The 23,346-nt window shown below is 66.1% G+C and carries 22 protein-coding genes, 1 tRNA gene and 1 pseudogene; 18 read left to right on the top strand and 6 right to left on the bottom strand.

Annotated elements, in window-relative coordinates:
- Window positions 1-1,914 (top strand): ABC transporter ATP-binding protein, encoded by a 1,914-nt coding sequence (locus J2X98_RS16250; protein ID WP_141943472.1) that lies wholly within the window; start codon window positions 1-3, stop codon window positions 1,912-1,914.
- Between the two features lie 10 nt (window positions 1,915-1,924).
- On the opposite strand, the gene J2X98_RS16245 is transcribed toward J2X98_RS16250, so the two are convergent.
- From J2X98_RS16245 to J2X98_RS16235, 3 genes are all read right to left on the bottom strand, one after another.
- Window positions 1,925-2,356, bottom strand: a complete 432-nt coding sequence (locus J2X98_RS16245; protein ID WP_141943470.1) for an NUDIX hydrolase — start codon at window positions 2,354-2,356, stop codon at window positions 1,925-1,927.
- Entirely contained in the window at window positions 2,353-2,832 is a 480-nt protein-coding gene (locus J2X98_RS16240; protein ID WP_307310200.1) for a DUF6314 family protein, read from the bottom strand. The genes J2X98_RS16245 and J2X98_RS16240 overlap by 4 nt, the downstream gene beginning before the upstream one ends.
- Before the next feature lies 1 nt (window position 2,833).
- Window positions 2,834-2,906: transfer RNA gene (locus J2X98_RS16235), tRNA-Arg, on the bottom strand.
- Window positions 2,907-2,989: 83 nt separating this feature from the next.
- Between J2X98_RS16235 and J2X98_RS16230 the strand changes: the two genes are divergently transcribed.
- Window positions 2,990-3,763: a DUF998 domain-containing protein gene (locus J2X98_RS16230; protein ID WP_307310197.1), complete on the top strand. Its 774-nt coding sequence runs from the start codon at window positions 2,990-2,992 to the stop codon at window positions 3,761-3,763.
- Here the strand turns inward: J2X98_RS16230 and J2X98_RS16225 are convergent.
- Complete coding sequence (locus J2X98_RS16225) at window positions 3,760-4,386, bottom strand: hypothetical protein (RefSeq protein ID WP_307310194.1); 627 nt, start codon at window positions 4,384-4,386, stop codon at window positions 3,760-3,762. The genes J2X98_RS16230 and J2X98_RS16225 overlap by 4 nt on opposite strands.
- A gap of 32 nt (window positions 4,387-4,418) precedes the next feature.
- On the opposite strand from J2X98_RS16225, the gene J2X98_RS16220 reads away from it, so the two are divergent.
- From J2X98_RS16220 to J2X98_RS16145, 16 genes and pseudogenes are all read left to right on the top strand, one after another.
- Window positions 4,419-5,249 carry an inositol monophosphatase family protein gene (locus J2X98_RS16220; protein WP_141943465.1) on the top strand — a complete coding sequence of 277 codons (831 nt, stop codon included), beginning with the start codon at window positions 4,419-4,421 and terminating at the stop codon, window positions 5,247-5,249.
- An 83-nt stretch (window positions 5,250-5,332) separates the two neighbouring features.
- Complete coding sequence (pcrA, locus tag J2X98_RS16215) at window positions 5,333-7,879, top strand: DNA helicase PcrA (protein ID WP_373460911.1); 2,547 nt, start codon at window positions 5,333-5,335, stop codon at window positions 7,877-7,879.
- 111 nt (window positions 7,880-7,990) lie between these two features.
- Window positions 7,991-8,667, top strand: a pseudogene (locus tag J2X98_RS16210) (hypothetical protein).
- Between the two features lie 223 nt (window positions 8,668-8,890).
- Window positions 8,891-10,060, top strand: coding sequence for an ADP-forming succinate--CoA ligase subunit beta (gene sucC, locus J2X98_RS16205; protein WP_141943460.1), 1,170 nt, complete (start codon window positions 8,891-8,893; stop codon window positions 10,058-10,060).
- A gap of 11 nt (window positions 10,061-10,071) precedes the next feature.
- Window positions 10,072-10,974 carry a succinate--CoA ligase subunit alpha gene (sucD, locus tag J2X98_RS16200; protein ID WP_236801197.1) on the top strand — a complete coding sequence of 301 codons (903 nt, stop codon included), beginning with the start codon at window positions 10,072-10,074 and terminating at the stop codon, window positions 10,972-10,974.
- A 220-nt stretch (window positions 10,975-11,194) separates the two neighbouring features.
- A complete protein-coding gene (locus J2X98_RS16195; protein WP_141946541.1) occupies window positions 11,195-11,926 on the top strand; it encodes a FadR/GntR family transcriptional regulator in 732 nt (243 codons plus the stop codon).
- A 224-nt stretch (window positions 11,927-12,150) separates the two neighbouring features.
- Window positions 12,151-13,500: an MFS transporter gene (locus J2X98_RS16190; RefSeq protein WP_307310186.1), complete on the top strand. Its 1,350-nt coding sequence runs from the start codon at window positions 12,151-12,153 to the stop codon at window positions 13,498-13,500.
- A gap of 9 nt (window positions 13,501-13,509) precedes the next feature.
- Window positions 13,510-14,286 (top strand): SDR family NAD(P)-dependent oxidoreductase, encoded by a 777-nt coding sequence (locus tag J2X98_RS16185; protein ID WP_307310183.1) that lies wholly within the window; start codon window positions 13,510-13,512, stop codon window positions 14,284-14,286.
- Between the two features lie 103 nt (window positions 14,287-14,389).
- Window positions 14,390-15,079: a GntR family transcriptional regulator gene (locus J2X98_RS16180; protein WP_141943451.1), complete on the top strand. Its 690-nt coding sequence runs from the start codon at window positions 14,390-14,392 to the stop codon at window positions 15,077-15,079.
- Between the two features lie 144 nt (window positions 15,080-15,223).
- Window positions 15,224-16,222, top strand: coding sequence for a sugar phosphate isomerase/epimerase family protein (locus J2X98_RS16175; RefSeq protein WP_307310180.1), 999 nt, complete (start codon window positions 15,224-15,226; stop codon window positions 16,220-16,222).
- A gap of 36 nt (window positions 16,223-16,258) precedes the next feature.
- Complete coding sequence (locus J2X98_RS16170; protein ID WP_307310177.1) at window positions 16,259-17,980, top strand: dihydroxyacetone kinase family protein; 1,722 nt, start codon at window positions 16,259-16,261, stop codon at window positions 17,978-17,980.
- Window positions 17,981-17,992: 12 nt separating this feature from the next.
- Window positions 17,993-18,487 carry a ribose-5-phosphate isomerase gene (locus J2X98_RS16165; RefSeq protein WP_141943445.1) on the top strand — a complete coding sequence of 165 codons (495 nt, stop codon included), beginning with the start codon at window positions 17,993-17,995 and terminating at the stop codon, window positions 18,485-18,487.
- The gene (locus J2X98_RS16160; protein ID WP_307310171.1) at window positions 18,484-19,437 is read left to right on the top strand and encodes a 3-hydroxyacyl-CoA dehydrogenase family protein; all 954 of its coding nucleotides are present in this window, start codon (window positions 18,484-18,486) and stop codon (window positions 19,435-19,437) included. Before J2X98_RS16165 ends, J2X98_RS16160 begins: the two co-directional genes overlap by 4 nt.
- 47 nt (window positions 19,438-19,484) lie before the next feature.
- Complete coding sequence (locus J2X98_RS16155; RefSeq protein WP_307310167.1) at window positions 19,485-20,252, top strand: SDR family NAD(P)-dependent oxidoreductase; 768 nt, start codon at window positions 19,485-19,487, stop codon at window positions 20,250-20,252.
- 101 nt (window positions 20,253-20,353) lie between these two features.
- Complete coding sequence (locus J2X98_RS16150; protein WP_307310164.1) at window positions 20,354-21,700, top strand: MFS transporter; 1,347 nt, start codon at window positions 20,354-20,356, stop codon at window positions 21,698-21,700.
- A 28-nt stretch (window positions 21,701-21,728) separates the two neighbouring features.
- Complete coding sequence (locus tag J2X98_RS16145; protein WP_307310161.1) at window positions 21,729-22,550, top strand: triose-phosphate isomerase family protein; 822 nt, start codon at window positions 21,729-21,731, stop codon at window positions 22,548-22,550.
- Here the strand turns inward: J2X98_RS16145 and J2X98_RS16140 are convergent.
- Together J2X98_RS16140 and J2X98_RS16135 are read right to left on the bottom strand one after the other, a co-directional pair.
- The gene (locus J2X98_RS16140; RefSeq protein ID WP_307310158.1) at window positions 22,508-22,990 is read right to left on the bottom strand and encodes an SRPBCC family protein; all 483 of its coding nucleotides are present in this window, start codon (window positions 22,988-22,990) and stop codon (window positions 22,508-22,510) included. The genes J2X98_RS16145 and J2X98_RS16140 overlap by 43 nt on opposite strands.
- Window positions 22,987-23,343, bottom strand: a complete 357-nt coding sequence (locus J2X98_RS16135; RefSeq protein WP_307310156.1) for an ArsR/SmtB family transcription factor — start codon at window positions 23,341-23,343, stop codon at window positions 22,987-22,989. The genes J2X98_RS16140 and J2X98_RS16135 overlap by 4 nt, the downstream gene beginning before the upstream one ends.
- Window positions 23,344-23,346: the final 3 nt, after the last annotated feature.

The following is a 23,346-nucleotide window of genomic DNA, read 5'->3' as shown; positions in this document are numbered from 1 at the left end:
ATGAGCATGGACCGCGTGGCCTGGAGCTCGCTCTACAACATCAGCACCGCAAAGAGCGCTTCCAAGCCGTTTTCCAAAGAAACCCTGAAACGGGTGCTCGCCTTTGCCGCCCCGCATCGGGGAAAGCTCATCGCCTTCGTGCTTTCCTCCGTCGCCGCGGCCTTCCTGGCCGTCGCCACCCCGGTGCTTGCCGGCCAGGTGGTTGACGCCATCATCGCCAAGACAGATGCCGGTACCGTGATCTGGCTGGCGGTGCTGATCGCCATCGTGGCGGTGGGCGAAGCGGGAGTGGGGCTGTTGACCCGCTGGCTGTCCTCGACCATCGGCGAAGGCGTCATCGTGGACCTGCGCACCCGGGTGTTCGACCACGTGCAGCGAATGCCCATTGCCTTCTTCACCCGCACCCGGACTGGAGCCTTGGTCAGCCGCCTCAACAACGACGTCATCGGAGCGCAGTCCGCCTTTGCCGGCACGCTCTCCGGCGTGGTGAGCAACTCCGTGGCGCTGGCCCTGACCCTGGTCGTGATGCTCAATAAGTCCTGGCTGGTCACCGTGCTCGCCATGGTCCTGCTGCCGATCTTCCTGATCCCGGCCCGCCGCATGGGCTCCAAACTGGCGGACCTGCGCCGCGAAGCCGCTGCGCACAACGCCGCCATGGGCACCCAGATGACGGAGCGGTTCTCCGCGCCCGGCGCCACGCTGGTGAAGCTGTTCGGCCGCCCGGATGAGGAATCCCGCGAGTTCGCTGCCCGCGCGGGCCGCGTCCGCGACATCGGCGTCCGCATGGCCATGCTGCAGTTCACGTTCGTCACCGCCCTGACCCTGGTGTCCGCGCTCGCGCTCGCGCTGGTCTACGGACTGGGCGGCTGGCTCGCCCTGGGCGGCCAGCTCGCGCCCGGGGACGTGGTGGTCCTGGCGCTGCTGCTGACACGGCTCTATGCCCCGCTCACTGCCCTGTCCAACGCCCGCGTTGAAGTCATGAGCGCGCTGGTCAGTTTTGAACGGGTCTTTGAGATCCTGGACCTGAAACCGCTGATCCAGCAGAAGCCGGACGCCGTGCCCGTTCCTGCCGGGCCCGTGTCCGTGGAGTTCGACAACGTCCGGTTCGCCTACCCCTCCGCGGACAAGGTCTCCTTGGCATCCCTGGAAGAGGTTTCGACCCTTGACACCAGGGGCGGCGAGGAAGTGCTGCACGGCGTCAGCTTCCGGGTGGAACCAGGACAGACGGTGGCCCTGGTGGGCTCCTCCGGCGCCGGTAAGTCGACGATTGCCCAGCTGCTGTCGAGGCTTTACGACGTCGACTCGGGCGCCGTGCGGCTCGGCGGCACTGTGCCGGGGACGGGGCTGGACGTCCGGGACACTACCTTCGACTCGCTGCGGGACACCCTGGGCATGGTCACCCAGGACGGCCACCTGTTCCACGAAACCATCGCCTCCAACCTTCGGCTGGCCCGGCCCGACGCCACGGACGACGACATGTGGGACGTCCTGCGCCAGGCCCGGCTGGAGACCATGATCAGGTCCCTGCCGGACGGCCTGGAGACAGTGGTGGGGGAGCGCGGCTACCGGCTTTCCGGCGGCGAACGCCAGCGCCTGACCATCGCCCGGCTCCTCATTGCCCAGCCGCGGGTGGTCATTCTCGATGAGGCCACTGCCGCGCTTGACTCCACGAACGAAGCCGCCGTGCAGGCAGCCCTGGGCGCCGCACTCGAGGGGCGTACCGCCGTCGTGATTGCGCACCGGCTGTCCACCGTCCGCGCGGCAGACGCCATCCTGGTGGTGGAGGGCGGCCAAATCGTGGAACGCGGCACCCACACCGAACTGCTGGCCGCCGGCGGCCGCTACGCCGAGCTGTACCAGACGCAGTTTGCCGAGGCCACGGCCGTGGCGCAGGAAGCCGTCCCGGAGTTCTAATTCCGGGGTTCTAGTCCGTCAGTTCCATGGGGGCGGCCGCCAGCAGGGGCAGGATGTGGTCCGTCAGCAGCGGCGCCAGGTCCCGGGGGAGGGCCTGGCCGCCGCCATGACGCCTGATGTCCAGCCAGCGGATCTCGGCGATCTCGGCCGCCGGGCTGGCCCGCCACGTGCCCGGGGCGCGGAACACAGTGGCTTCGATGTCGGTGGCGGCCTCGTTGGCGGCGTCCGCGATCCAGACCCCCATGAGTTCAAGATCCTCCGGTTGGACCACGATGCCCACTTCTTCGGCGAGCTCACGTGCGGCGGCCTGGATGGCCGTCTCGCCGGGTTCGGGTTTGCCGCCGGGATGCATGAACATGCCCGTACCGCGTTTCCTCACGGTCAGGAGGCGTCCGGCGTCATCGAACACGCAGACGGCGGACACCACGATCCGGTCCTTCACGGGGAAATCCTTTCCAGGTGCGAGACCAGCAACAGGTCCTTGCGGGGACCGGTGACATCCCAGCTGTAGCTGAACCGGTCGTGTGACTGGTACGTGTAGGTCACGCGGTAGGTGTCGGGGTCGCACCAGTGAGTGTCGTTGCTCGCCTCGGTGGTGAAGCTCATGCAGTGAAATGCCCTGCCGTCGGGAAAGAACACGTCCAGCGCGTCGGACCGCGCTGTGGGCCCAAGGACATACTCACGCGTGGCGGGGCCGGTGAAGGAAGGCCAGCGCATGGTGCCTTCCTCGCGAAGGAACAGGCCGTCGTCGTCCATTGGAGTGAAAAGCACGACGCCGGAAAAGGTGCCGCGGGTGCCGTCCGACCTGTCCAGCAGGTCCCGTTCCACCCGCCAGCGGCCCGCTGCGCCGGGGGCGGTGGTCCGGTAGCTGCCCAGCAGGTAGGCGCGGAGGCCGGGCTCCGGGGAACTGGAGTTCAAGTGCCCTCGATTGGAATCGAACCAACGACACCGGCTTTAGGAGAGCCGTGCTCTATCCACTGAGCTACGAGGGCGGGCATCCGGTGGTTCGGCTGGGCCGGTCCGTCCGGACACGGTTACAAGCATACAAGGTGCCGGGCCGTACTACGCTCAAGGCATGAGTCCAGCCCCTGGTGCCGCTCCTGCCGTTGCCTTCATCCCGAACGTTGCGTCCACCCGGCATTACATCGGTGCGTGGGCAGTTTTGAGCGTCCTGCAGTATTTCCTGGCGGAAGCTGTGGTGGCTATGGCATGGGCCGGCCCCCGCCCCTACGACCTGCGTACCGGATACATCAGTGACCTGGGTGCACTCCGTTGCGGGATCTACTTGGGCCGGGACGTCTGCTCGCCGTTGAACTGGCTGATGAACGCCTCATTCGTGGTCCAGGGCCTGGGCCTGCTGGTGGGGGCGATACTGCTGACCTCGGGACTGCTGCGCGTGGCCGCCCGGCCCGGCACCCGGGTGGACTGGAGCCGCAGGAAGCCGTGGCTGGCGGCCGCCGCGGTCCGCCTGCTCACCGGAGCCGCCGGGGTTGGAACCGTGGTGGTGGGACTGGTGCCGGAAGACGCCGGCTCCCCGTGGCACTACGCAGGCGCCGTAATGTACTTCGCTGCCGGCGGGGCGGCATTGGTGGTCCTGGGTATCCTCTGGCTGCGGAAGACCGGGATGGCCTGGTTCCTGCTGGTGTGCGGCGGCGTCTCGCTGGCGGCGCTCACCACGGGAGGCCTGACCCACATGAGGGTGCCGGAACCAGGGACGCTGGAACGGCTGATGGGTTATCCGGTAACGGTGGGAATGGCCGCCGCCGGGCTGGTCATTGCGCAGCGGGTGCACCGGCACCGGAAGCAACGGCGCGAGGCAGTGGCCTCCGCACGGGCAACCGCCGGCTAGTGCTGTTTCCTGTTCCTTCTGTTGAGGAACACTGCCACGGCGCCGGCCACGAGGCTCAGCACCAAAAGTACCCAGCCGGCAACGGTAAGGCCGGATGCCAAAGCGACCTGCCCGGCGTCGGGACCTGGCGTGCCCATCATGGCATCAACGGCCACGTTGCCCCACAGGCGGACCACCACGAACAGCATGGGCGCAGCCCACAATGCCCACCGCAGTGCCTTCCGCGCCACGTTGGTGCCGATGAGCAGCAGCCACGTAAAGCCGAAGATCAGCGGGAAAAGGGTCCCGGCGGTCTTGTGGACGTAGCCCAGCTGGCCCAGGGCATCGGCGTTCATGACGCCCTGCAGCCGGCCGATGTAACCGGTGTCGAAACCGCCCACCAGCGAATCCGGCATGGCCATATCCTGGGAGAGCTGGGTCATCTGGTTCAGGGTCAGCAGGTGCAGGTACCAGAACAGGAACAGGCTCGCCACCACGCCGGCGATCACGATCAGGTTGCTGTTGGCTTGCGCCTTCTCGGGCGTGCGCGCCGTGGTGGGGTTGACCACCGGTGGCAGATGGTGCTGCGGCACAACCGCATTGGCGCCGTGCTTCTTGATCCGCTGGGCAGGGGTTTTGGCCATGGCACCATTATCCCGCCCCATAAACTGAACCCATGACCACTGGCCGACACAGCGCAGCTGTTCTTGACCCCTCATTGGACGACTACGAACTGGCGGCGGCGCTGGTCCGCGAAGCCGGACAGTTGGCGCTGCTCATGCGCATGGCCGGCCTGGAATCGGAACAAAAGACCTCCGTCTCCGATGTGGTGACCGCGGCCGACCACGCCGCCGAGGCCTACGTGCTGGAGCAGCTGCGCCGCTGCCGGCCGGAGGACGGCATCCTGGGCGAGGAGGGCGCCTCCGTCCAGGGCACCAGCGGCCGCACCTGGGTGATTGACCCGGTGGACGGCACCTACAACTTCCTGCACGGCTCCACATACTGGTGTTCAGCCATAGCCCTCAAGGACCACGGGGACGTACTGCTGGGCGCTGTCTTCCAGCCCGAGGAAAACAAACTGTGGCTGGGCGGACGGGACAGGGCAGCCACCCTCAACGGTGAAGCGCTGACGTCCTTCAGCGACGATGGTGGCAGGCGCAACGCCACGAATGTCTCCGAGCTGGGGGCGGCAACCTACATCCACCCCACCTGGCTGATGGACCCCATGTGCGCCATGCCCTGGCACGCGGCGGCCACGTCCGCAGCCTCCCTTCGCATGCTGGGGTCCGGTTCCTGCGACCTGGGCCGCGTGGCGGAGGGGCAGCTGGGGTGTTGGTTCCAGCACAGCTGCCCGGAATGGGACTGGCTGCCTGGCAAGGCCATCGTCCGGGCGGCCGGGGGCGCTGTGGACACCGTGCGCGTCAACGGGCTGGAGTGGTTCATCGCCGGCGGAACGACGGCGGTGCGCGAGTTGCGGGCAGCCCTCCAGTCCGGCTCGGTGGGCTGAGCCAGCTGCCCGGGCAGCGGGAGTAATCCACAGGCTGGAAGGCGTTGTCGGTCCCACCGCCTAGACTTGTAGGCACCATGGATATGTTGTTTGACCCGTACTCTGACGGACCGTTCAAGGCCGCTCCGGCCGCCACCGCCCGCACCAGGACGGGGCCTGAGGGCGTCGCCACCACGGCCGGCCCGGGCGGAATGCGGGTTCCGGGCGTTGATGGTCAGCACCAGTCCGGCGGCTGGCAGGAGTCCAACCGGAACGGCGGCAACCAGCACGACGCCGGCGGCCACCATGGGCACCGCCGCCCTGATGCTGCCCAGTTGCTGGAGGGATTGAACCCCCAGCAGGAGGAAGCGGTTAAACACGCCGGCTCTGCCCTGCTGATCGTTGCCGGAGCCGGTTCAGGCAAAACGCGGGTACTCAGCAACCGGATCGCGTACCTGATCGCCACCGGCCGGGCCCACCATGGCGAGATCCTGGCCATCACCTTCACCAACAAAGCGGCTGCCGAGATGCGGGAGCGCATTGAAGCCCTGGTGGGCGGGCGGGCCAAGATCATGTGGATCTCAACATTCCACTCTTCCTGCGTGCGGATCCTGCGCCAGGAAGCCGCGAACGTCGGGCTGAAGTCCAACTTCTCCATCTATGACTCGGCGGACTCCCTGCGCCTTGTCACCCAGGTGTCCAAGGCACTGGACCTGGACCCCAAGAAGTTCGCGCCCAAGGCCATCCAGCACAAGATTTCCGCGTTGAAGAACGAACTCATTGACGCCGACTCCTTTGCCTCGGCGGCCAACTACAACGACCCCTTCGAACACGCCGTGGCAGACGTGTACAAGGGCTACACGCAGCGCCTTCGCCAGGCCAACGCCATGGACTTCGACGACCTCATCGCCGAGACCGTCTACATGTTCCGGGCCTTCCCGGCATTGGCTGAGTCCTACCGCCGCCGCTTCCGCCACGTCCTGGTGGACGAATACCAGGACACCAACCACGCCCAGTACGCCCTGGTCCGCGAAATCGTGGGCGAAGGGCCCGGAGCCTCCGAGCTCACCGTGGTTGGCGACTCGGACCAGTCCATCTACGCCTTCCGCGGCGCGGACATCCGCAACATCGTGGAGTTCGAAAAGGATTACCCCGAAGCCCGCACCATCAAGCTCGAGCAGAACTACCGTTCCACCCAGAACATCCTGAGCGCTGCCAACTCAGTAATCTCGCGCAACCCCAACCGGCCCGAAAAACGGCTGTGGACCGCCGAAGGCGAAGGCCACAAGATCATCGGGTACGTGGGCGAGAACGAGCACGACGAAGCACAGTTCATTGCCAAGGAAATCGACCGGCTCCAGGACGAGGAGAACCTGCGTCCGGGCGACGTCGCCATCTTCTACCGGACCAACGCCCAGTCCCGCTCCATCGAGGACGTCCTGGTTCGCGTGGGCCTGCCTTACAAGGTTGTTGGCGGCACCCGCTTCTACGAGCGCAAGGAAATCAAGGATGCCCTTGCGTACCTGCGCGTGCTGGTCAATCCTGACGACGACGTCAACCTTCGCCGGGTGCTGAATGAGCCAAAGCGAGGCATCGGCGACCGCGCCGAGGGGGCCGTTGCTGCCCTGGCTGAGCGTGAGCGGACGTCCTTCATGGCCGCGGCACGCCGCGCCGACCAGGCCCCCGGAATGGCCACCCGTTCCGTTAACGCCGTGCTGGGCTTCGTGAAGATGCTGGACGACCTTGCCGAGGTAGCCGCCGGGTCGGGTGCCGCCGCGGCACTCGAGGCGGTCCTGGAACAGACCGGCTATCTCGCTGCCCTGCGCTCCAGCACCGATCCCCAGGACGAGTCCCGCGTGGAGAACCTGGCCGAGCTCGTGGCCGTGGTGCGGGAGTACGAGCAGGAAAACCCAGAAGGGTCGCTGGCCGCGTTCCTGGAACAGGTGTCCCTGGTGGCGGATGCTGACCAAATCCCCGACGCCCCCGGTGCGGACATCGATGAAGCAGTAGCCGAAGCCAAGCGCCTGGGCGTGGTGACCCTGATGACCCTGCACACGGCAAAGGGCCTGGAATTCCCGGTAGTTTTCCTCACCGGCATGGAGCACGGGCTGTTCCCGCACCAGCGTTCCGCCACCGACCCCAAGGAACTGGCCGAGGAACGCCGGCTCGCGTACGTCGGCCTCACCCGTGCCCGGAAGCGGCTGTACGTGACCCGGTCAGAGGTGCGCAGCATGTGGGGACAGAGCCAGTACAACCCCGCGAGCCAGTTCCTGGAGGAAATTCCCGCCGAGCTCCTGGAATGGAAGCGGGAAGGGACCAGCCGGCAGTCGTGGGGAGGCGGCGGCTCCATTGGATCAGGCCGCTACAGCGGCTCCTTCTGGGGTGCCGGCACCTCACGGGGTGCTGCGGCGGATTCCTCCGCAGGCTTCAACGCCGACGTCCCTGCCTTCATCGCGAAAAACCGGGTACAGCCGCAAAAGGAAATCATCGCCGTCAGCGTGGGGGACAAGGTCAACCACACGAGCTTTGGCAATGGCACCGTCCTGGCCCTTGAAGGGGCAGGGGACAAGACGGTTGCCAAGGTCAAGTTCGAGGTCGGGGAAAAGCGCCTGCTGCTGCGCTACGCGCCACTGACCAAGCTCGACGCCTGAGCGGGGCTGGTGGCCCACCCCCGCGGGGGCCACCGGCGGTTGCGCCGCCCACGGCGTTTTTGGTGACCGGAGCCGGGCATAATGGAGGCCATGCGACGGACTGTATGGGGGATGCTCGCCGCCCTTTTCCTTGCCTCGGCCACGGGGTGCAGCGTGACCACCAAGGACCCTTCCTACGTTCCCCCTCCACCCCTTCCGCCTATGCAGCAGTTGGAACAAGCGCCCCTTGCCGACGCGAAGGCCTTTTCCAGCGGCACCGACGTCCTGTCCTTCATCACCCCGGACCGGACCATCGCCTGCTCACTCACCTCGTCCCGGGGGAACACCTGAACCTGCCGTATGAACAGAACCGCTACAGCGACGCCGCCAACAACAAATTGCCCATCGTCCCGGTGGCCCACTGTGAGCTGGCCACCTACCCGGCCCCCCAGCCCGGCGACGTCAAGGACGACTGCGCAGGAACCCACCTTGGCTACCTGGGCGGCGTGGCCCTGCTGTCCCCGGACGCTGCACGTTACGGCGAATGCCGCTCGGGCGTCACAAGCATGGAGGCAGCCTACGGACCGAAGGGGGGCAATGCTGGCCCGCTGGCCCAGTTGCCGGTCCTCGAGGACGGCCAGAACCTGGAACGCAACGGCCTTCGCTGTTCTGCCTACAACGGCGGTGTGGCGTGCGGAAATGTCTCCGCCGGCGTGGGGTTCTTTGTTTCCCCCGAACGTTACGAACTGATCCAGGGCCCCGCAGGGAGCAGCCGGAATACACGGCCGGAGGCCCCAAAAACCCCGTAAATCCGCGGTTTTTCTACGATCCATAGAATAGTGTGCTTACTCACATAAGCGGTACTCTGGGACGGGCCGGTCCCTCCAAAGGACTAGAGTTCCCCATGGAGCATTACGCCGCGTGGCTCGTTTCCAACAGGCCGCCGGTGCGTGCAATCCGCAGCCCGGTCATCGTCTTCCAGATGGTGTCCGACTGTACAGAAACTACTTCGACGTAGAAGGACACTAAACCGTGGACCTGTTTGAATACCAGGCGCGCGATATGTTCGAGGCGCACGGTGTACCCGTGCTTGCCGGCATCGTGGCGTACACCCCAGAAGAAGCAAAGGCAGCTGCCGAGAAGATCGGCGGCGTTACCGTTGTCAAGGCGCAGGTCAAGGTAGGCGGCCGCGGCAAGGCCGGCGGCGTCAAGGTCGCAAAGTCCGCCGATGAGGCGTTTGAGCACGCCTCCAACATCCTGGGCATGGACATCAAGGGCCACACCGTCAAAAAGGTGATGATTGCCCAGGGTGCGGACATCGCCGAGGAATACTACTTCTCCGTCCTGCTGGACCGGGCCAACCGCAACTACCTGGCCATGTGCTCGGTTGAGGGCGGCATGGAAATCGAACAGCTCGCCGTCGAACGCCCCGAAGCGCTGGCCAAGATCGCCATCGACCCCGCCGTGGGCATCGACCAGGCCAAGGCCGACGAAATCGTCGCAGCTGCCGGCTTCGCCGAGGAACTGCGCGGCAAGGTCGCCGCCGTGATCCTCAAGCTCTGGGACGTCTTCAAGAAGGAAGACGCCACCCTGGTAGAGGTCAACCCGCTGGTCAAGACCGGCGCCGGTGACATCGTGGCACTGGACGGCAAGGTCTCCCTGGACGAGAACGCCGACTTCCGCCACGCCAAGCACGCGCAGCTCGAGGACAAGGACGCTGCAGACCCGCTTGAGGCCAAGGCAAAGGCGCAGGACCTCAACTACGTCAAGCTCGACGGCGAAGTGGGCATCATCGGCAACGGTGCAGGCCTGGTCATGTCCACCCTGGACGTCGTTGCCTACGCTGGGGAAAACCACGGCAACGTCAAGCCCGCCAACTTCCTGGACATCGGCGGCGGTGCCTCTGCCGAGGTCATGGCCGCCGGCCTGGACGTCATCCTGGGCGACGAGCAGGTCAAGTCCGTGTTCGTCAACGTCTTCGGCGGCATCACCGCGTGCGACGCCGTCGCCAAGGGCATCGTCGGCGCATTGGCCGAACTGGGCCACACCGCCAACAAGCCGCTGGTAGTCCGCCTCGACGGCAACAACGTCGAGGAAGGCCGCCGCATCCTCAACGAGGCCAACCACCCGCTGGTTACCTTGGCCGCCACCATGGACGAGGGCGCCGACAAGGCCGCCGAGCTCGCCAACGCAGCGAAGTAAAGGGACGCACCATGTCTATTTATCTGAACAAAGACTCCAAGGTCATCGTCCAGGGCATCACCGGCGGCGAAGGCACCAAGCACACCGCCCTGATGCTCAAGGCTGGCACCAACATCGTTGGCGGCGTCAACGCCCGCAAGGCCGGCACCACGGTCCTGCACGGCGATAAGGAAATCAACGTCTACGGCACCGTCAAGGAAGCCATGGCTGAAACCGGCGCCGACGTCTCCATCGTTTTCGTGCCGCCGGCATTCACCAAGAACGCCGTTGTCGAAGCCATCGAGGCCGGCATCGGCCTGGTCGTGGTCATCACCGAGGGCGTTCCCGTCCAGGACTCCGCCGAATTCTGGGCCCTGGCCCAGTCCAAGGTGGACGCCGACGGCAACCAGGTCACCCGCATCATCGGCCCGAACTGCCCCGGCATCATCACCCCAGGCGAGGCACTGGTCGGCATCACGCCGGCCAACATCACCGGCAAGGGCCCCATTGGTCTGGTTTCCAAGTCCGGCACGTTGACCTACCAGATGATGTACGAACTGCGCGACCTGGGGTTCTCCACCGCCATCGGCATCGGCGGCGACCCCATCATCGGCACCACGCACATTGACGCCCTGGCCGCGTTTGAGGCTGACCCCGAGACCAAGGCCATCGTCATGATCGGCGAGATCGGCGGCGACGCCGAAGAGCGCGCAGCCGACTTCATCAAGGCCAACGTCACCAAGCCGGTCGTCGGCTACGTGGCCGGCTTCACCGCCCCCGAGGGCAAGACCATGGGCCACGCCGGCGCCATCGTGTCCGGCTCTGCCGGTACTGCCCAGGCCAAGAAGGAAGCCCTCGAGGCTGCCGGCGTGAAGGTTGGCAAGACGCCGTCTGAAACCGCCAAGCTGCTCCGTGAGGTTTACTCAGCCCTGTAGCAACACCGCGCCTTTGGCAACGGCGCTATGAGAGAGACCGCGCAACGCGGGGTTACCCCCTCCGGCCCATTCGATGGGACGGGCCGGGGTGGCCCCGCGTTCGTTGTTTAACCCACCGTTGAAAGCACGACGGCGGCCCGGCGGCGTGGGCCCAACCATGTCGAGTAATGTTGGGGAAGGAAAATCACGGCGCCGTGGGCGCGCAGGCAGGGGAATGACGATGGCAGCAAAGCGACCCACCCTGGTCGACGCCGTCGTGGACAAGGTGCTGGAGCACATCCTGAGCGGCGAGATTAAGGCCGACGACGCCCTGCCGCCCGAGGCTGACATCGCAAAGGAATCCGGTGTCAGCAGGCTGACGGCCCGGGAGGCGATGAATGTACTGAAAGCCCAGGACGTTGTGTACGTGAAGCGCGGCCTGGGCACGTTCGTCAATCCGCCTGAACGCTGGACCGGGCTGGATGCCATCATGCGCGCCGCCTCCAGGGGAGTGGCTTCCGACCAAGTGGCCCTTCGGTTGCTGGAGGTCCGCCGCATGGTGGAGACCGGGGCAGCTGAACTGGCCGCCTCGCGTCATCGCCCGGCGGACCTGACCGCCCTGCAGGAGAGTGTCGAGCAAATGGAGGCGGCACACCACGCCGGGGACGTCGATGCGCTGACCGTGGCCGACATCGCCTTCCACGACACGGTGCTGCGCGCCTCCGGCAACCCGTTTGTGCCCGCACTGCTCGGCCAGCTCTCAACCCTGCTTTATGCCATGCGGCGCGAGACCTCCGCGTTCCCGGACGTGCAGCGCCATGCCATCCACCACCACAAAATGGTCCTGGCGGCCATCGCCGCGGGTGATCCTGCCACGGCCCGCTCCGCCATGGACGCCCATATCACCCAGACCTTCGAGGACTACGAGCAGTTCCTTGCCATGTCCAGCCGTACCGGTACCACTGCCCGCTGAACGGCCTGAGCCGCGTCCCTGTCGGCTCACGGCGCTCCGAGGGCAGACCTCCTGAGGGACGCCCCACCCCCTGTGTTGACGCTCGCGCTGCGCTGTGACTAAAATCTCAGTCAGACATCAGACATCTGATATCAGAATCCCCATCTAATGCCGCCAGCCAAAGGAGTCTTCATGCGCGCGCATTCCCTTTTTGAGGGTCCCCACATCACTGCCGGAGGCCCGCGATGAGTTCCCGTGCCGCCGCGCCCGTCCTCAGCGAGCTCGGCGAGGCAACCCTCCGCAAGGTCCGCCGGAGGCTCATGCCCCTGATCGTCCTGCTGTACTTCGTCGCCTACCTTGACCGGAACAATGTCGGTTTCGCCAAGCTCGGCATGCAGGGCGACATCGGCATCACAGAAGCCGCCTACGGACTGGGCGCAGGCATCTTCTTCCTGGGCTATGCACTGCTGGAAATCCCCAGCAACGGCGGCATGTACCGCTTTGGTGCCCGCAAGTGGATCGCCCGCATCCTGATCAGCTGGGGCATCTTTGCCACGGCCATGTTCCTGGTGAACGGCGAGGCCACCTTCTACGTCATCCGCTTCCTCCTTGGCGCCGCAGAAGCCGGCTTCTTCCCTGCGATCCTCTTCTACCTGACCCTGTGGTTCCCGGCAGCGCAGCGCGTCACCGTACTGGGCATCTTCATCCTTGCCCAGCCCATCTCCAACGCCCTGGGTGCTCCCGTCTCCGGCATGCTCCTGAATCTTGAGGGGGTGGCCGGCCTGCACGGATGGCAGTGGCTGTACATCCTTGAGGGCATCCCGGCGATCGTGCTGGGCATCATTACCCCGTTTGTCATGACGGACCGGCCCGAGCACGCCAAGTGGCTCACGCCGGAAGAGCGCGAATGGCTGTCCACCACAATGAGCGAGGAGTTGGCCCACAAGCAGAAGGCCGGGAACCACAACTTCCTCGCAGGCCTGAAGGACCCCCGCACGATCGCCTACTCGGCGCTGTACTTCGGCCTCGTGTGCGGCATCTACGGCCTCGGCCTCTGGCTGCCCACCATCGTCAAGGCGCTTGGAAAGTTCGACTCAACCCAGGTGGGGTTCATCGTCTTCATCCCATACGCAATCGCTGCGGTGTTCGTCTACTTCTGGAGCAAGCGCTCCGACCGTACCGGCAACCGCGTCTGGCACGCCAGCATGAGCATGGTGCTGGCCGCCGTCGGCCTCCTGGGCGCCGGCTTCCTGCTCCCGGTCAACGCAGTGCTCGCCATGGTCTTCCTGACCCTGGCGGCCATGGGAATCTACTCCGCGATCGCGCCCTTCCTGGCCATGCCCTCCGCGGCCCTGACCGGTGCCGCAGCTGCAGCCGGCCTTGCCATGGTCAACTCCCTCGGCAACCTGGGCGGCTTCGTGGCGCCCTACATTGTGGGCATTCTCAAGGACGCCACGGGGAACAGCCAGACCGGCCTGGTCTTCCTGGCCGCCTGCCTGGCGGTCACCGCAGCCGCAACCTACCTTTATGCACGCAAGCGGCCCGAAGGCGTCTCCGCACCCGGAGCCACCGTTCCTGCCGCCGAAACCCACTAGGACAAAGCAATGACTACACAGCACACCTTCCCCGCAGAGCGCACCGCGGTCCTGACCGGGGCGGCCTCGGCCCGCGGCATCGGCCGCGCCACCGCCGACCGCCTGGCCAGCGAAGGCTGGTCCATCGCCATCCTCGATATCAACGCGGAAGACGCCAAAGCCGCTGCCGCAGAAATCGGCGCCAACCGGGCGGTTAAGGCAATTGGCGTGGGTGCGGACGTCTCGGACGAGGCATCCGTAGACCGCGCCATCACGGAGATCGAGCAGTCGCTTCCGCCGATCGTCGGACTGGTGAACCTTGCGGGGATCAGTTCGCCCACACCCTTCATGGAAACCACCGTGGCGGAATGGGACAAGGTCTTCGCCATCAACATGCGCGGCACGTTCGTTGTATCGCAGCGTGTCCTCAAGGGGATGATCGAGCATGAACTCGGGAGGATCGTCAGCATCTCCTCCATCTCGGCCCAGCGTGGCGGTGGCACCTACTCCAAGGTGGCCTACAGCGCCTCCAAGGCCGGCATCCTCGGCTTCACCCGTGCCCTGGCCCGCGAAGTGGGTGAACACAACATCACCGTGAACGCCATCGCCCCGGGCCCCATCGACACCGACATTATGGGCGGAACTCTGACCGACGAGCGCAAAGCCCAAATGTCCGAGGGAATCATGATGGGCCGGGTGGGTACCCGGGAGGAAGTGGCGGCGCTGATCGCGTTCCTGCTGGGCGAGGATGCCGGCTACATCACTGCCGCTACCTACGACATCAACGGCGGCCTGCAGGTTTCCTGACGGACGCCACGCCCAAGGTGCCGTGCGGCTCACCGGCCGCACGGCACCCGGGAGGGGCTTCACACTCGCGTTCCGGCGCGTATACCGGCTATAGGATTTCTACATGGCAACCAAGAACCAGGCCTCCGGCGGCGTGAGCAGGCAGGTCCTCGCCGACCACGTCTATGAGGCGCTGCTTGTTGCCCTGATGGACGGCAGGCTGGAGGCCGGCACTCCCGTCAGCATTGACGGGATGGCCAGGGAACTGGACGTCTCCCCGACGCCCGTCCGCGAGGCCCTCGCCCGGCTGGAAGCCACCGGGATGGTCCGGAGGATGGCCCTGCGCGGTTACCGGGTGGCACCGCTGTTCACCCCTGACGAGCTGGCCGACCTGATGGACGCGCGGCTGGTCATCGAGCCCGCCAACGCATTCATGGCCTGCAAGCACGCGGACCAGCAACTGACCGGTCAGCTGGAGCAGGCCATCGAGGACCTGAAGGCCGCCCCACGGGGTCCGTCCTTTGCCGAGTTCCGCGCCTATTGGGAAGCCGACGAACGGTTTCACCGGCTCATCGCCGAATCAGCCGATAACCAGTTCCTGCTGTCCGCCTACAACGCCCTGGGCGGACAGGTCCAGCGTTTCCGTTTCTTCGGCGGGCTGGGCGTCACTGATGCCGACTACGCCATCGCCGAGCACACCGAGATCCTCAGGGCCTTCGAGTCCGGCGACGCCGAGCTGGCGCGACAGAAGATGATCGACCACATTGAGGGCGTCAAGCAGCGCTCGCAGCACGACAGCGAAGTGCGCAGCTAGCACCAGCACGCCAGGGCACTGCCGGCCCTGGCGCAACCCTTCCGTTCGCCCATTTATCAGGGCAGGAATTACCCTCAACCCCTTGACATGGGCCGCAAGCAACGTAGATCCTATAGGAAATGCGATTCTAGATCTGGAGTGACAATGCCGTACACCGCCGAAAACTGGCCCATCGCCGCTGCCCTGCTGCAGTTCCCGGGGACCCGGGCCGATGGGACAACCGCCCAGCAGGCCCCCGCCAGCGACTGGCAGCAGGTCTTCGAGGAGGTGGCTGACGCCGGTTTCACCAATGCCGACCTCACCGACAGCTGGGTCCGCCCCGGTGACCTCTCCAGCAGCCGGCTTGACGAGCTGAAGGCTGCCGCAACCGCCGCCGGCCTTGGCCTTCCCTCCATCTCCGCCATCCGCCGCAGCGTGATCGAAGAAGGCCGCTGGGAAGAGAACCTCGCCTACACCCACCGCACCCTGGAGGCCGCAGCCCAGCTCGGCTGCGAGGTTGTCTCGATCGGACTGCACCAGGCCATCACCCCGGAGCAGCAGAAGCAGCTCTGGTTCTGGACGGTTGAGGGCCACAAGGACCCGGTGGGGGACAAGGAGGCGTGGAACAACGCCGTAAGCCGCATCCGCGAAGTAGGCAAGCACGCGGCTGAACTCGGGCTCCTGGTGTCGCTGGAGATGTATGAGGACACCTATCTGGGAACGGGGGACTCCTCGGTGCAGCTGGTCCAGGACATCGATCTGCCCAACGTCGGGCTGAACCCGGACCTGGGCAACCTGATCCGCCTGCACCGTCCCATCGAGGACTGGCGCGAACTGGTACACAAGACGCTGCCGTACTCCAACTACTGGCACGTGAAGAACTACATCCGCGATGAGGACCAGGCCCGCGACCACTACGTCGCCATCCCGGCCCCCATGGAATCCGGCCTCATCAGCTACCGCGAGGCGTTCCAGTTCGCCCTTTCCGTCGGTTTCCAGGGCGTCATCTGCACCGAGCACTACGGCGGAGACGGCCTGAGCGTCACGGCCGCCAACCAGGACTACCTGCGGCGCCAGGTCCTGCCCAAGCGTGACAGCTATGCCCTGGGCACCAGCCTGGTGGCCCAGGGGCGGCAGGCCCCCGCGGCTGTCCCCGCACGCTGACCGGCAGAGCCATCCCCACAGGTTCAACGAGGAATCATGACAAAGATATTTGACGATCCAGCGCAGTTCGCAGACGACGCCCTCGACGGCTTCGTCGCCGCCAACCGGCAGTACGTGGCCCGCGTTGACGGCGGTGTCGTCCGGTCCACCGAATCACCCGCAGGCCAGGTGGCGTTGGTCATCGGCGGCGGCTCCGGCCACTACCCGGCCTTTGCCGGCCTGGTGGGAGCCGGGCTCGCTGCCGGAAGTGCCTGCGGCAACATGTTCGCTTCCCCCTCCGCCGGCCAGGTGTACCGGGTGGCCAAGGCCTCCCAAGCCGGCGGCGGGGTCCTGCTCAGCTACGGCAACTATGCCGGCGACGTCCTCCACTTCGGCCAGGCACAGGACAAACTGAACGCCGAGGGCATCGAAACCCGCACGGTCCTGGTGACCGATGACATCGCCAGCGCTCCGCCCGGCGAAATCGGCAAGCGCCGCGGCATCGCCGGCGACCTCACGGTCTTCAAGGTGGCCGGAGCTGCAGCGGAGGCCGGGCTGGACCTTGACGAGGTGGAGCGCCTCGCCGTCAAGGCCAACCACCACACCCGCTCACTTGGCGTGGCCTTCGCCGGCTGCACCCTTCCCGGAGCGGAGGAGCCGTTGTTCACGGTGCCCGAAGGCATGATGTCCGTGGGGCTTGGCATCCACGGCGAACCGGGCATCTCGGAGCAGCCGCTGCCCACCGCCAGCGAGCTTGCCCGGCTGCTGGTGGACGGCCTGCTGAAGGACAAGCCGGAAAACGCAGGCACCCGCGTTGTGCCGATCCTCAACGGCCTCGGCACGGTCAAATATGACGAACTGTTCCTGCTGTTCGGCAGGATCGAGGCCCTGTTGACTGCGGCCGGACTCGAAATCGTGGAACCCGAGTGCGGTGAGCTGGTCACCAGCCTGGACATGTCCGGCCTGTCCCTGACGCTGTTCTGGCTCGACGATGAGTTGGAGAAGTTCTGGTCCGCCCCGGCTGACACGCCCGCCTTCCGCAAAGGCAACCTGGCGCCCCGCAAGGCACGGTCCGTGGCGTCCCTGGCGGAGGAGGCAACCGCGCCCGCCCTCGACGCGACCGCCGCCTCGACAGCCCTTGCCGCCACCGCGGTGGGCGCACTGAAGGAAGCCCAGGCAGTCGTCGTCGAACATGAGGAGGCACTCGGGAAGCTGGACGCCATTGCCGGGGACGGGGACCACGGCATCGGCATGCGCCGCGGTGTGGACGCCGCCGTTGCCGCCGCGGAAAAGTCGCACGCTGCTGGCGCCGGCCTTGAGGAACTCCTCGCGGCGGCGGGGGAGCAATGGGCCGAACGTGCCGGCGGTACTTCCGGTGCCCTCTGGGGCGCGGCCGTCACCGCCGTCGGGAGGACCCTGGGCAGCAAGGATTCCTACACATCGGCAGACGCAGCGGCGGCTGTCAACGCCCTTCGCGACGCCATTGTCACCCTGGGCAAGGCCGAAGCCGGAGACAAGACCATGGTGGACGCGCTGCTTCCCTTCGCTGACACCTTCGCCAAGGCACTTGACGACGGCGGCAGCCTGGCCGGCAGCCTTCGTGCGGCAGCGGAGGCGGCGGCAGAGGCCGCTGACGCGACTGCCGCGCTCAGCCCGAAGAAGGGGCGCGCCCGTCCTCTGGCAGAGAAGAGCCTGGGCCACCCGGATCCCGGCGCCGTGTCCTTCGGCCTTATCGCCCGCAGGGTAGCCGACTACGCCGCCACCATCGAAAGCCACTAAAGGAGAACCCTCATGACTGAGCAATCCCAGCCGGGCTGGCGCATCGTCGTCGGCAACGACGAAGCCGGCGTGGAATACAAGAACGCCCTGCGTGAACTGCTGGAGGCGGACCCCCGCGTTGCCTCGGTGGAGGACGTGGGAGTCGGCGCCGACGACACCACGGCCTACCCCCACCTGGCAGTCGCCGCGGCCCGCAAGGTGGCCGCCGGCGAAGCGGACCGCGCCCTGCTGATCTGCGGAACCGGGCTGGGCGTCGCCATTTCAGCCAACAAGGTCCCGGGCATCCGGGCCGTTACCGCGCACGACAGCTACTCGGTGGAACGCTCGGTGCTGTCCAACAACGCACAGGTGCTGACCATGGGCCAGCGCGTCATCGGCCTGGAACTTGCCAAGAAGCTGGTGGGCGAATGGCTCAACTACCGCTTCGATGAAAACTCCGCATCCGCGGCCAAAGTAGACGCCATCTGCTCCTATGAGGGCGCGTCGGAAGGACTTGAAACCAAATGAGCACCCGCAACATCGCCGTCGTCGGCTCCGGTTACATGGGCGGCGGAATCGCCCAGGTCCTGGCACTCGCCGGAGCCCGTGTGGCTCTGGCGGACGTCTCTGCCGAAATCGCCCAGAGCAACTACGAACGGCTGCTGAAGGAATCCGACGAGTTCGTCGCGGCAGGCCTCTTCCCGGCCAACGCCACGGACCTGCTCAAGGAAAACCTCTGGGCCGCCAAGGACATCGAAGAAGCAGTGGCGGATGCCGAACACATCGAGGAGGCCGTGCCGGAAGTCCTCGAGATCAAGCACGCCACCCTGGGCCGCATCAGCGCCGCCGCCCGGCCTGACGCCATCATCGGCTCCAACACCTCCACCATCTCCATCGCCAAGCTGGCCGAGGTAGTGGAAAACCCGGAGCGCTTCTTGGGCGTCCACTTCTCCAACCCGGCCCCGTTCATCCCCGGCGTGGAAGTCATCCCGCATGAAGGGACCTCCGAGGCAACCGTCCAGGCCGCCCGCACCATCGTGGGGGAGACCGGCAAGGAAACCGCCACCGTCAAGGACGTCACCGGCTTCGTGCTGAACCGGCTCCAGTACGCCCTCTTCCACGAAGCTGCCCAGGTGGTGGAGGAAGGCATCGCCAGCGCCGAAGACGTGGACACCCTGGTCCGCACCACCTTCGGCTTCCGCCTGCCCTTCTTCGGCCCCTTCGCCATCGCCGACATGGCCGGCCTGGACGTGTACGCCTTCTGCTACAAGTCGCTGCAGACCGGCTTCCCGGAGCGGTTCGCCACCCCGAAGATCCTCCAGGAAAAGGTCGACGCCGGCCAGCTTGGCACCAAGACCGGCTCCGGCTTCCTCGACGTCCCCGCCGACCGCACCGCAGCCCTGGTGGCCTACCGGAACAAGGCGTACGTGGCCATGCAGAAGCTCATCGAGGAACTGGGCCCGGCCCCGCTGTCCTGAGCTTTTTGGACTGCAGCGCGCCGACCCTCCATACAAAGGAACACTTCATGACAGCATTTCCCGTAGACCGCACCGTCATCGTTACCGGTGCCGTCTCCGAACGCGGCATCGGCCGTGCCACCGCCGACTACCTTGCCGAGCGCGGCTGGAACATCGGCGTGATCGACCTCGATGACGCGGCCAGCAAGAATCTCGCCAGGGAACTGGCCGAAAAGCACGGCGTCAAAGCCCACGGCGCCGGGGCCAACATCGGTGACGAGGCGTCCGTCCGCTCCGCCATCGACGAAATTGAGGCCGAACTGCCCCAGCTGGTGGCGCTCGCGAACATCGCGGGGGTCAGCTCCCCGGTTCCCTACCTGGAACTCGACGGGGCCGAGTGGGACCGCGTGGTCAACATCAACATGAACGGCGTCCACTACGCCACGCGCCGGGCCGCCGAGTCCATGGCGAAGAACCGGCTCGGCAGGATCGTCAACATCTCCTCCGTCTCGGCGCAGCGCGGCGGCGGAACCTTCAGCAAAACCCCGTACTCCGTGGCGAAGGCGGGCGTCATCGGCCTGACCCGTGCCACCGCCCGCGAACTGGGCGAGTACGACATCACCGTCAACGCCATCTCGCCGGGCCCGATCGATACGGACATCATGGGCGGCACCCTCAGCGAGGAACGCAAGGATGAGCTGGTGAAGGACCTCGTGGTGAACCGCGTGGGCACCACCCGGGATGTCGCGGCGGCCATTTCCTTCCTTATCGGCGAGGACGCCGGTTACATCTCCGGCCAGACGCTGAACGTCGACGGCGGCCTGTACATGCACTAACGGCACCCGCCTTCCGCTGTCAGGAAAGCAGGCGCCATCCAAAACCCGCCGGCCGCCGGCCTGCGGGGCACCACCAACGTCACCACTCGAAGGAGAGTGTTGTGTCAGAAACCACCGCAACATCCAAGGAGCTTCTGGCCCGTCCGGTCCTGAAGTCCGCGATTTACAAGGCGGCCCGCCGGCTCATGCCGATGCTGGTTATCCTCTACGTCGTTTCGTTCCTTGACCGCACCAACGTCGGCTTTGCCGAGGCGGCCCTGGGAACGGACAAGGGAGTGTCCGCCGCAGCCTTCGCCCTGGGCGCAGGCATCTTCTTCATCGGCTACGCCATCTTTGAAATCCCCAGCAACCTGCTCCTCAAGAAGGTGGGCGCCAAGATCTGGCTGGCCCGGATTGCGATCACCTGGGGCATCGTCTCCGCGTGCTTCGCCTTCGTCCAGGGTGAGACCTCGTTCGTGGTCCTTCGGTTCCTGCTGGGCGTGACCGAAGCCGGCCTGTTCCCCGGCGTGATCATGTACCTCGCAGAGTGGTTCCCCAACAAGGTCCGCGTGCAGATGTTCGCCATCTTCTACCTGGCTCAGCCCTTCTCCCAGATGATTGGCAACCCGCTCTCCGGTTGGCTGATTAACATCGGTGACCAGGTGCCCGGCCTGCGCGGGTGGCAGGTCATGTTCTTCGTCGAAGGCATGCTGGCCGTGCTGGCAGGCATTGCGGCGTTCTTCTTCCTGATCAATGGCCCGGAGAAGGCCAAGTTCCTCAGCAAAGACGAGAAATACGCGCTGAAGGAAGTCATGGCGCTGGAGGACACCGTCAAGGACGAGCACGGCCCGCGCGGCATCCTCGCGGCCCTGCGCAACGGCCGCGTCTGGTACTTCACCCTGATCTACTTCTGCCTGCAGATCGCCGTCTACGGCGTGACGTTCTTCCTGCCGCAGCAGGTATCGTCGTTGACCGGACAGAAGGTGGGGCTCGCCGTCGGCCTGCTGATCGCCGTGCCGTGGTTCTTCGGCATCTTCGCCTGCTACTTCATCGGCAAGGCCGCGGACACGGTGGCCAAGCGCCGCAAGTTCGGCACCATCCTGTTCATCTCCACCGGCCTGTGCATCTTCGGCTCGGCCTGGGCGGGCACAAACCACCAGCCGTTCCTGGGCATGATCTTCATAACCCTGGCTGTCTGCAGCTTCCTGGCCGTCGGACCGGTGGTGTGGTCCTATCCCACAGCGTTCCTCGCCGGTTCAGCCGCCGCAGCCGGCATCGGCCTGATCAACTCGCTGGGTAACCTGGGCGGCTTCGTGGCGCCGATCCTCCGGACTGCCGTCAACGAGGCAACCCAATCGCCCACCGGCTCCATGGGTGTCTACGCGCTGGGTGTCCTGCCGTTCGTGGCCGCCGCGATGATGTACGCCACCAAGCGGTTCAAGAACAAGGCCGACGACCTGCTCGACTGAGCCGTCCCCCCATCCAGGCAAGGAAACCATGAGCACCTCCGGCAGCAGCACAGGCAACGGACCCCTCTACATCGGTGTCAGCACCAAGATGTACATGGGGTACCAGGCGAGCCTTCGCTGGCTGTCGGAGGTGCGTTCCATTGTCGATGACAGGCCGGGACTGGGTACGGGCTCCGGCGTCCAGGATTCCCCCATCCGGGTCTTCGTCATCCCGTCCTTCCCGGTCCTCGAGCCTGCCACCCGCATCCTGGCCGGCTCGCCGGTACTCCTCGGCGCGCAGAACTGCGCGTGGGGGGACGGGCCGCTCACCGGGGAAGTCAGCCCCGGGATGCTGGCCGAACTCGGCGTCTCACTCGTCGAGATAGGCCATGCCGAAAGGCGCAAACTCTTCGGTGAGGACGACGCCGTGGTGGCACGCAAGGTGCGTGCCGCCGTCGGGCAATCACTCACCCCGCTGCTCTGCATTGGGGAGCCGGAGAGGATCGACGCCGGAGCAGCCGCCGCCTTTTGCGTGGAGCAGGTCCGTGCTGCAACCGGCGGCGACTCTGGCTTGCTGCGCCGCCTGGTTCTGGCCTACGAACCGGTGTGGGCCATCGGGGCGCAGGAGCCGGCCCCGCCGAAGCATGTCAACGCCGTCCTGGCGCAGATCCGTGCCGAGCTGGGTCCGGACTGCCCCCTCATCTACGGCGGCAGCGCGGGGCCGGGGCTGCTTCCCCAACTGCCGGCTGCGGACGGACTCTTCCTGGGCCGATTTGCCCACGACGCCGCGAACCTGGGCCGCGTACTGGACGAAGCCCTCCTCCTGCGTCAGGCCGACGCGCCCGCCAGGAGTTCATCCAGCCGCTCGTAGCCTTCGGACATGCCGCCTTCCATGCCTGAGTGCAGCATGCCGTCCCGCGCCTCCATGCTCTGGTACATGGCGTGGCCCCGCAACCGGCACCGGCCGCCGTCGAGCTCCTCAAAGGTCATGGACTCCAGGCTGACCGAATCCGGATAGCCGCCAAACTCGAAAGTCTGCAGGGCAAACTCGTTCTCGCGCACCGTGTGGAAGATTCCCCGGAACTCGTACGGCACCCCGTCGGGGCCGGTGTGGATGTACCGGTAGCTCCCGCCGGTGCGGAAATCGTAGTGGTCCATCTCCATCTTCATGCCCCGCGGTCCCAGCCATTGGGCCACCAATTCGGGGTCCTTGTGGGCGCGGAACACATCCGCCACTGGAAAGTCGAACTCCCGCTCGAAGTCGATGTAGGGGAGCCCTTCCGGCGCCGTAATTTTCAGTGGATTGCTCATTTGTCTTCCTTTGCCGTTGGCGCCGTTTGCCCGGCGCTGGATTCAAGCACGGCATCGAGGCTGCGGAACTGCTCCTCGCGGACCAACCGGTACTGGTCAATCCAGGCAGTGAGCGCCTCCAGCCGTGCGGGGTTCAGGTGGACGGGCCTGCGCTGGGCATCCCTGGTGCGAGTCACCAGCTGCGCCTGCTCGAGTACCTGGATGTGCTTCGAGACTGCCTGCTTGGAAATCTCGAAGGGTTCCGCCAACTCATTGACCGTGGCCGGCCCCCGGCTCAAACGGGCGATGATGCTGCGGCGGACTGGGACGGCCAAGGCCAGGAACGCTGAGTCCAGCTCGGCGTTATCAGTCATGTC

The sequence above is a fragment of the Pseudarthrobacter enclensis genome, from assembly GCF_030811655.1.
GTDB lineage: Bacteria > Actinomycetota > Actinomycetes > Actinomycetales > Micrococcaceae > Arthrobacter > Arthrobacter enclensis_A.
The sequence above is the reverse complement of the archived record's forward strand: the minus strand, read 5'-3'. Positions and strand labels throughout refer to the sequence as shown.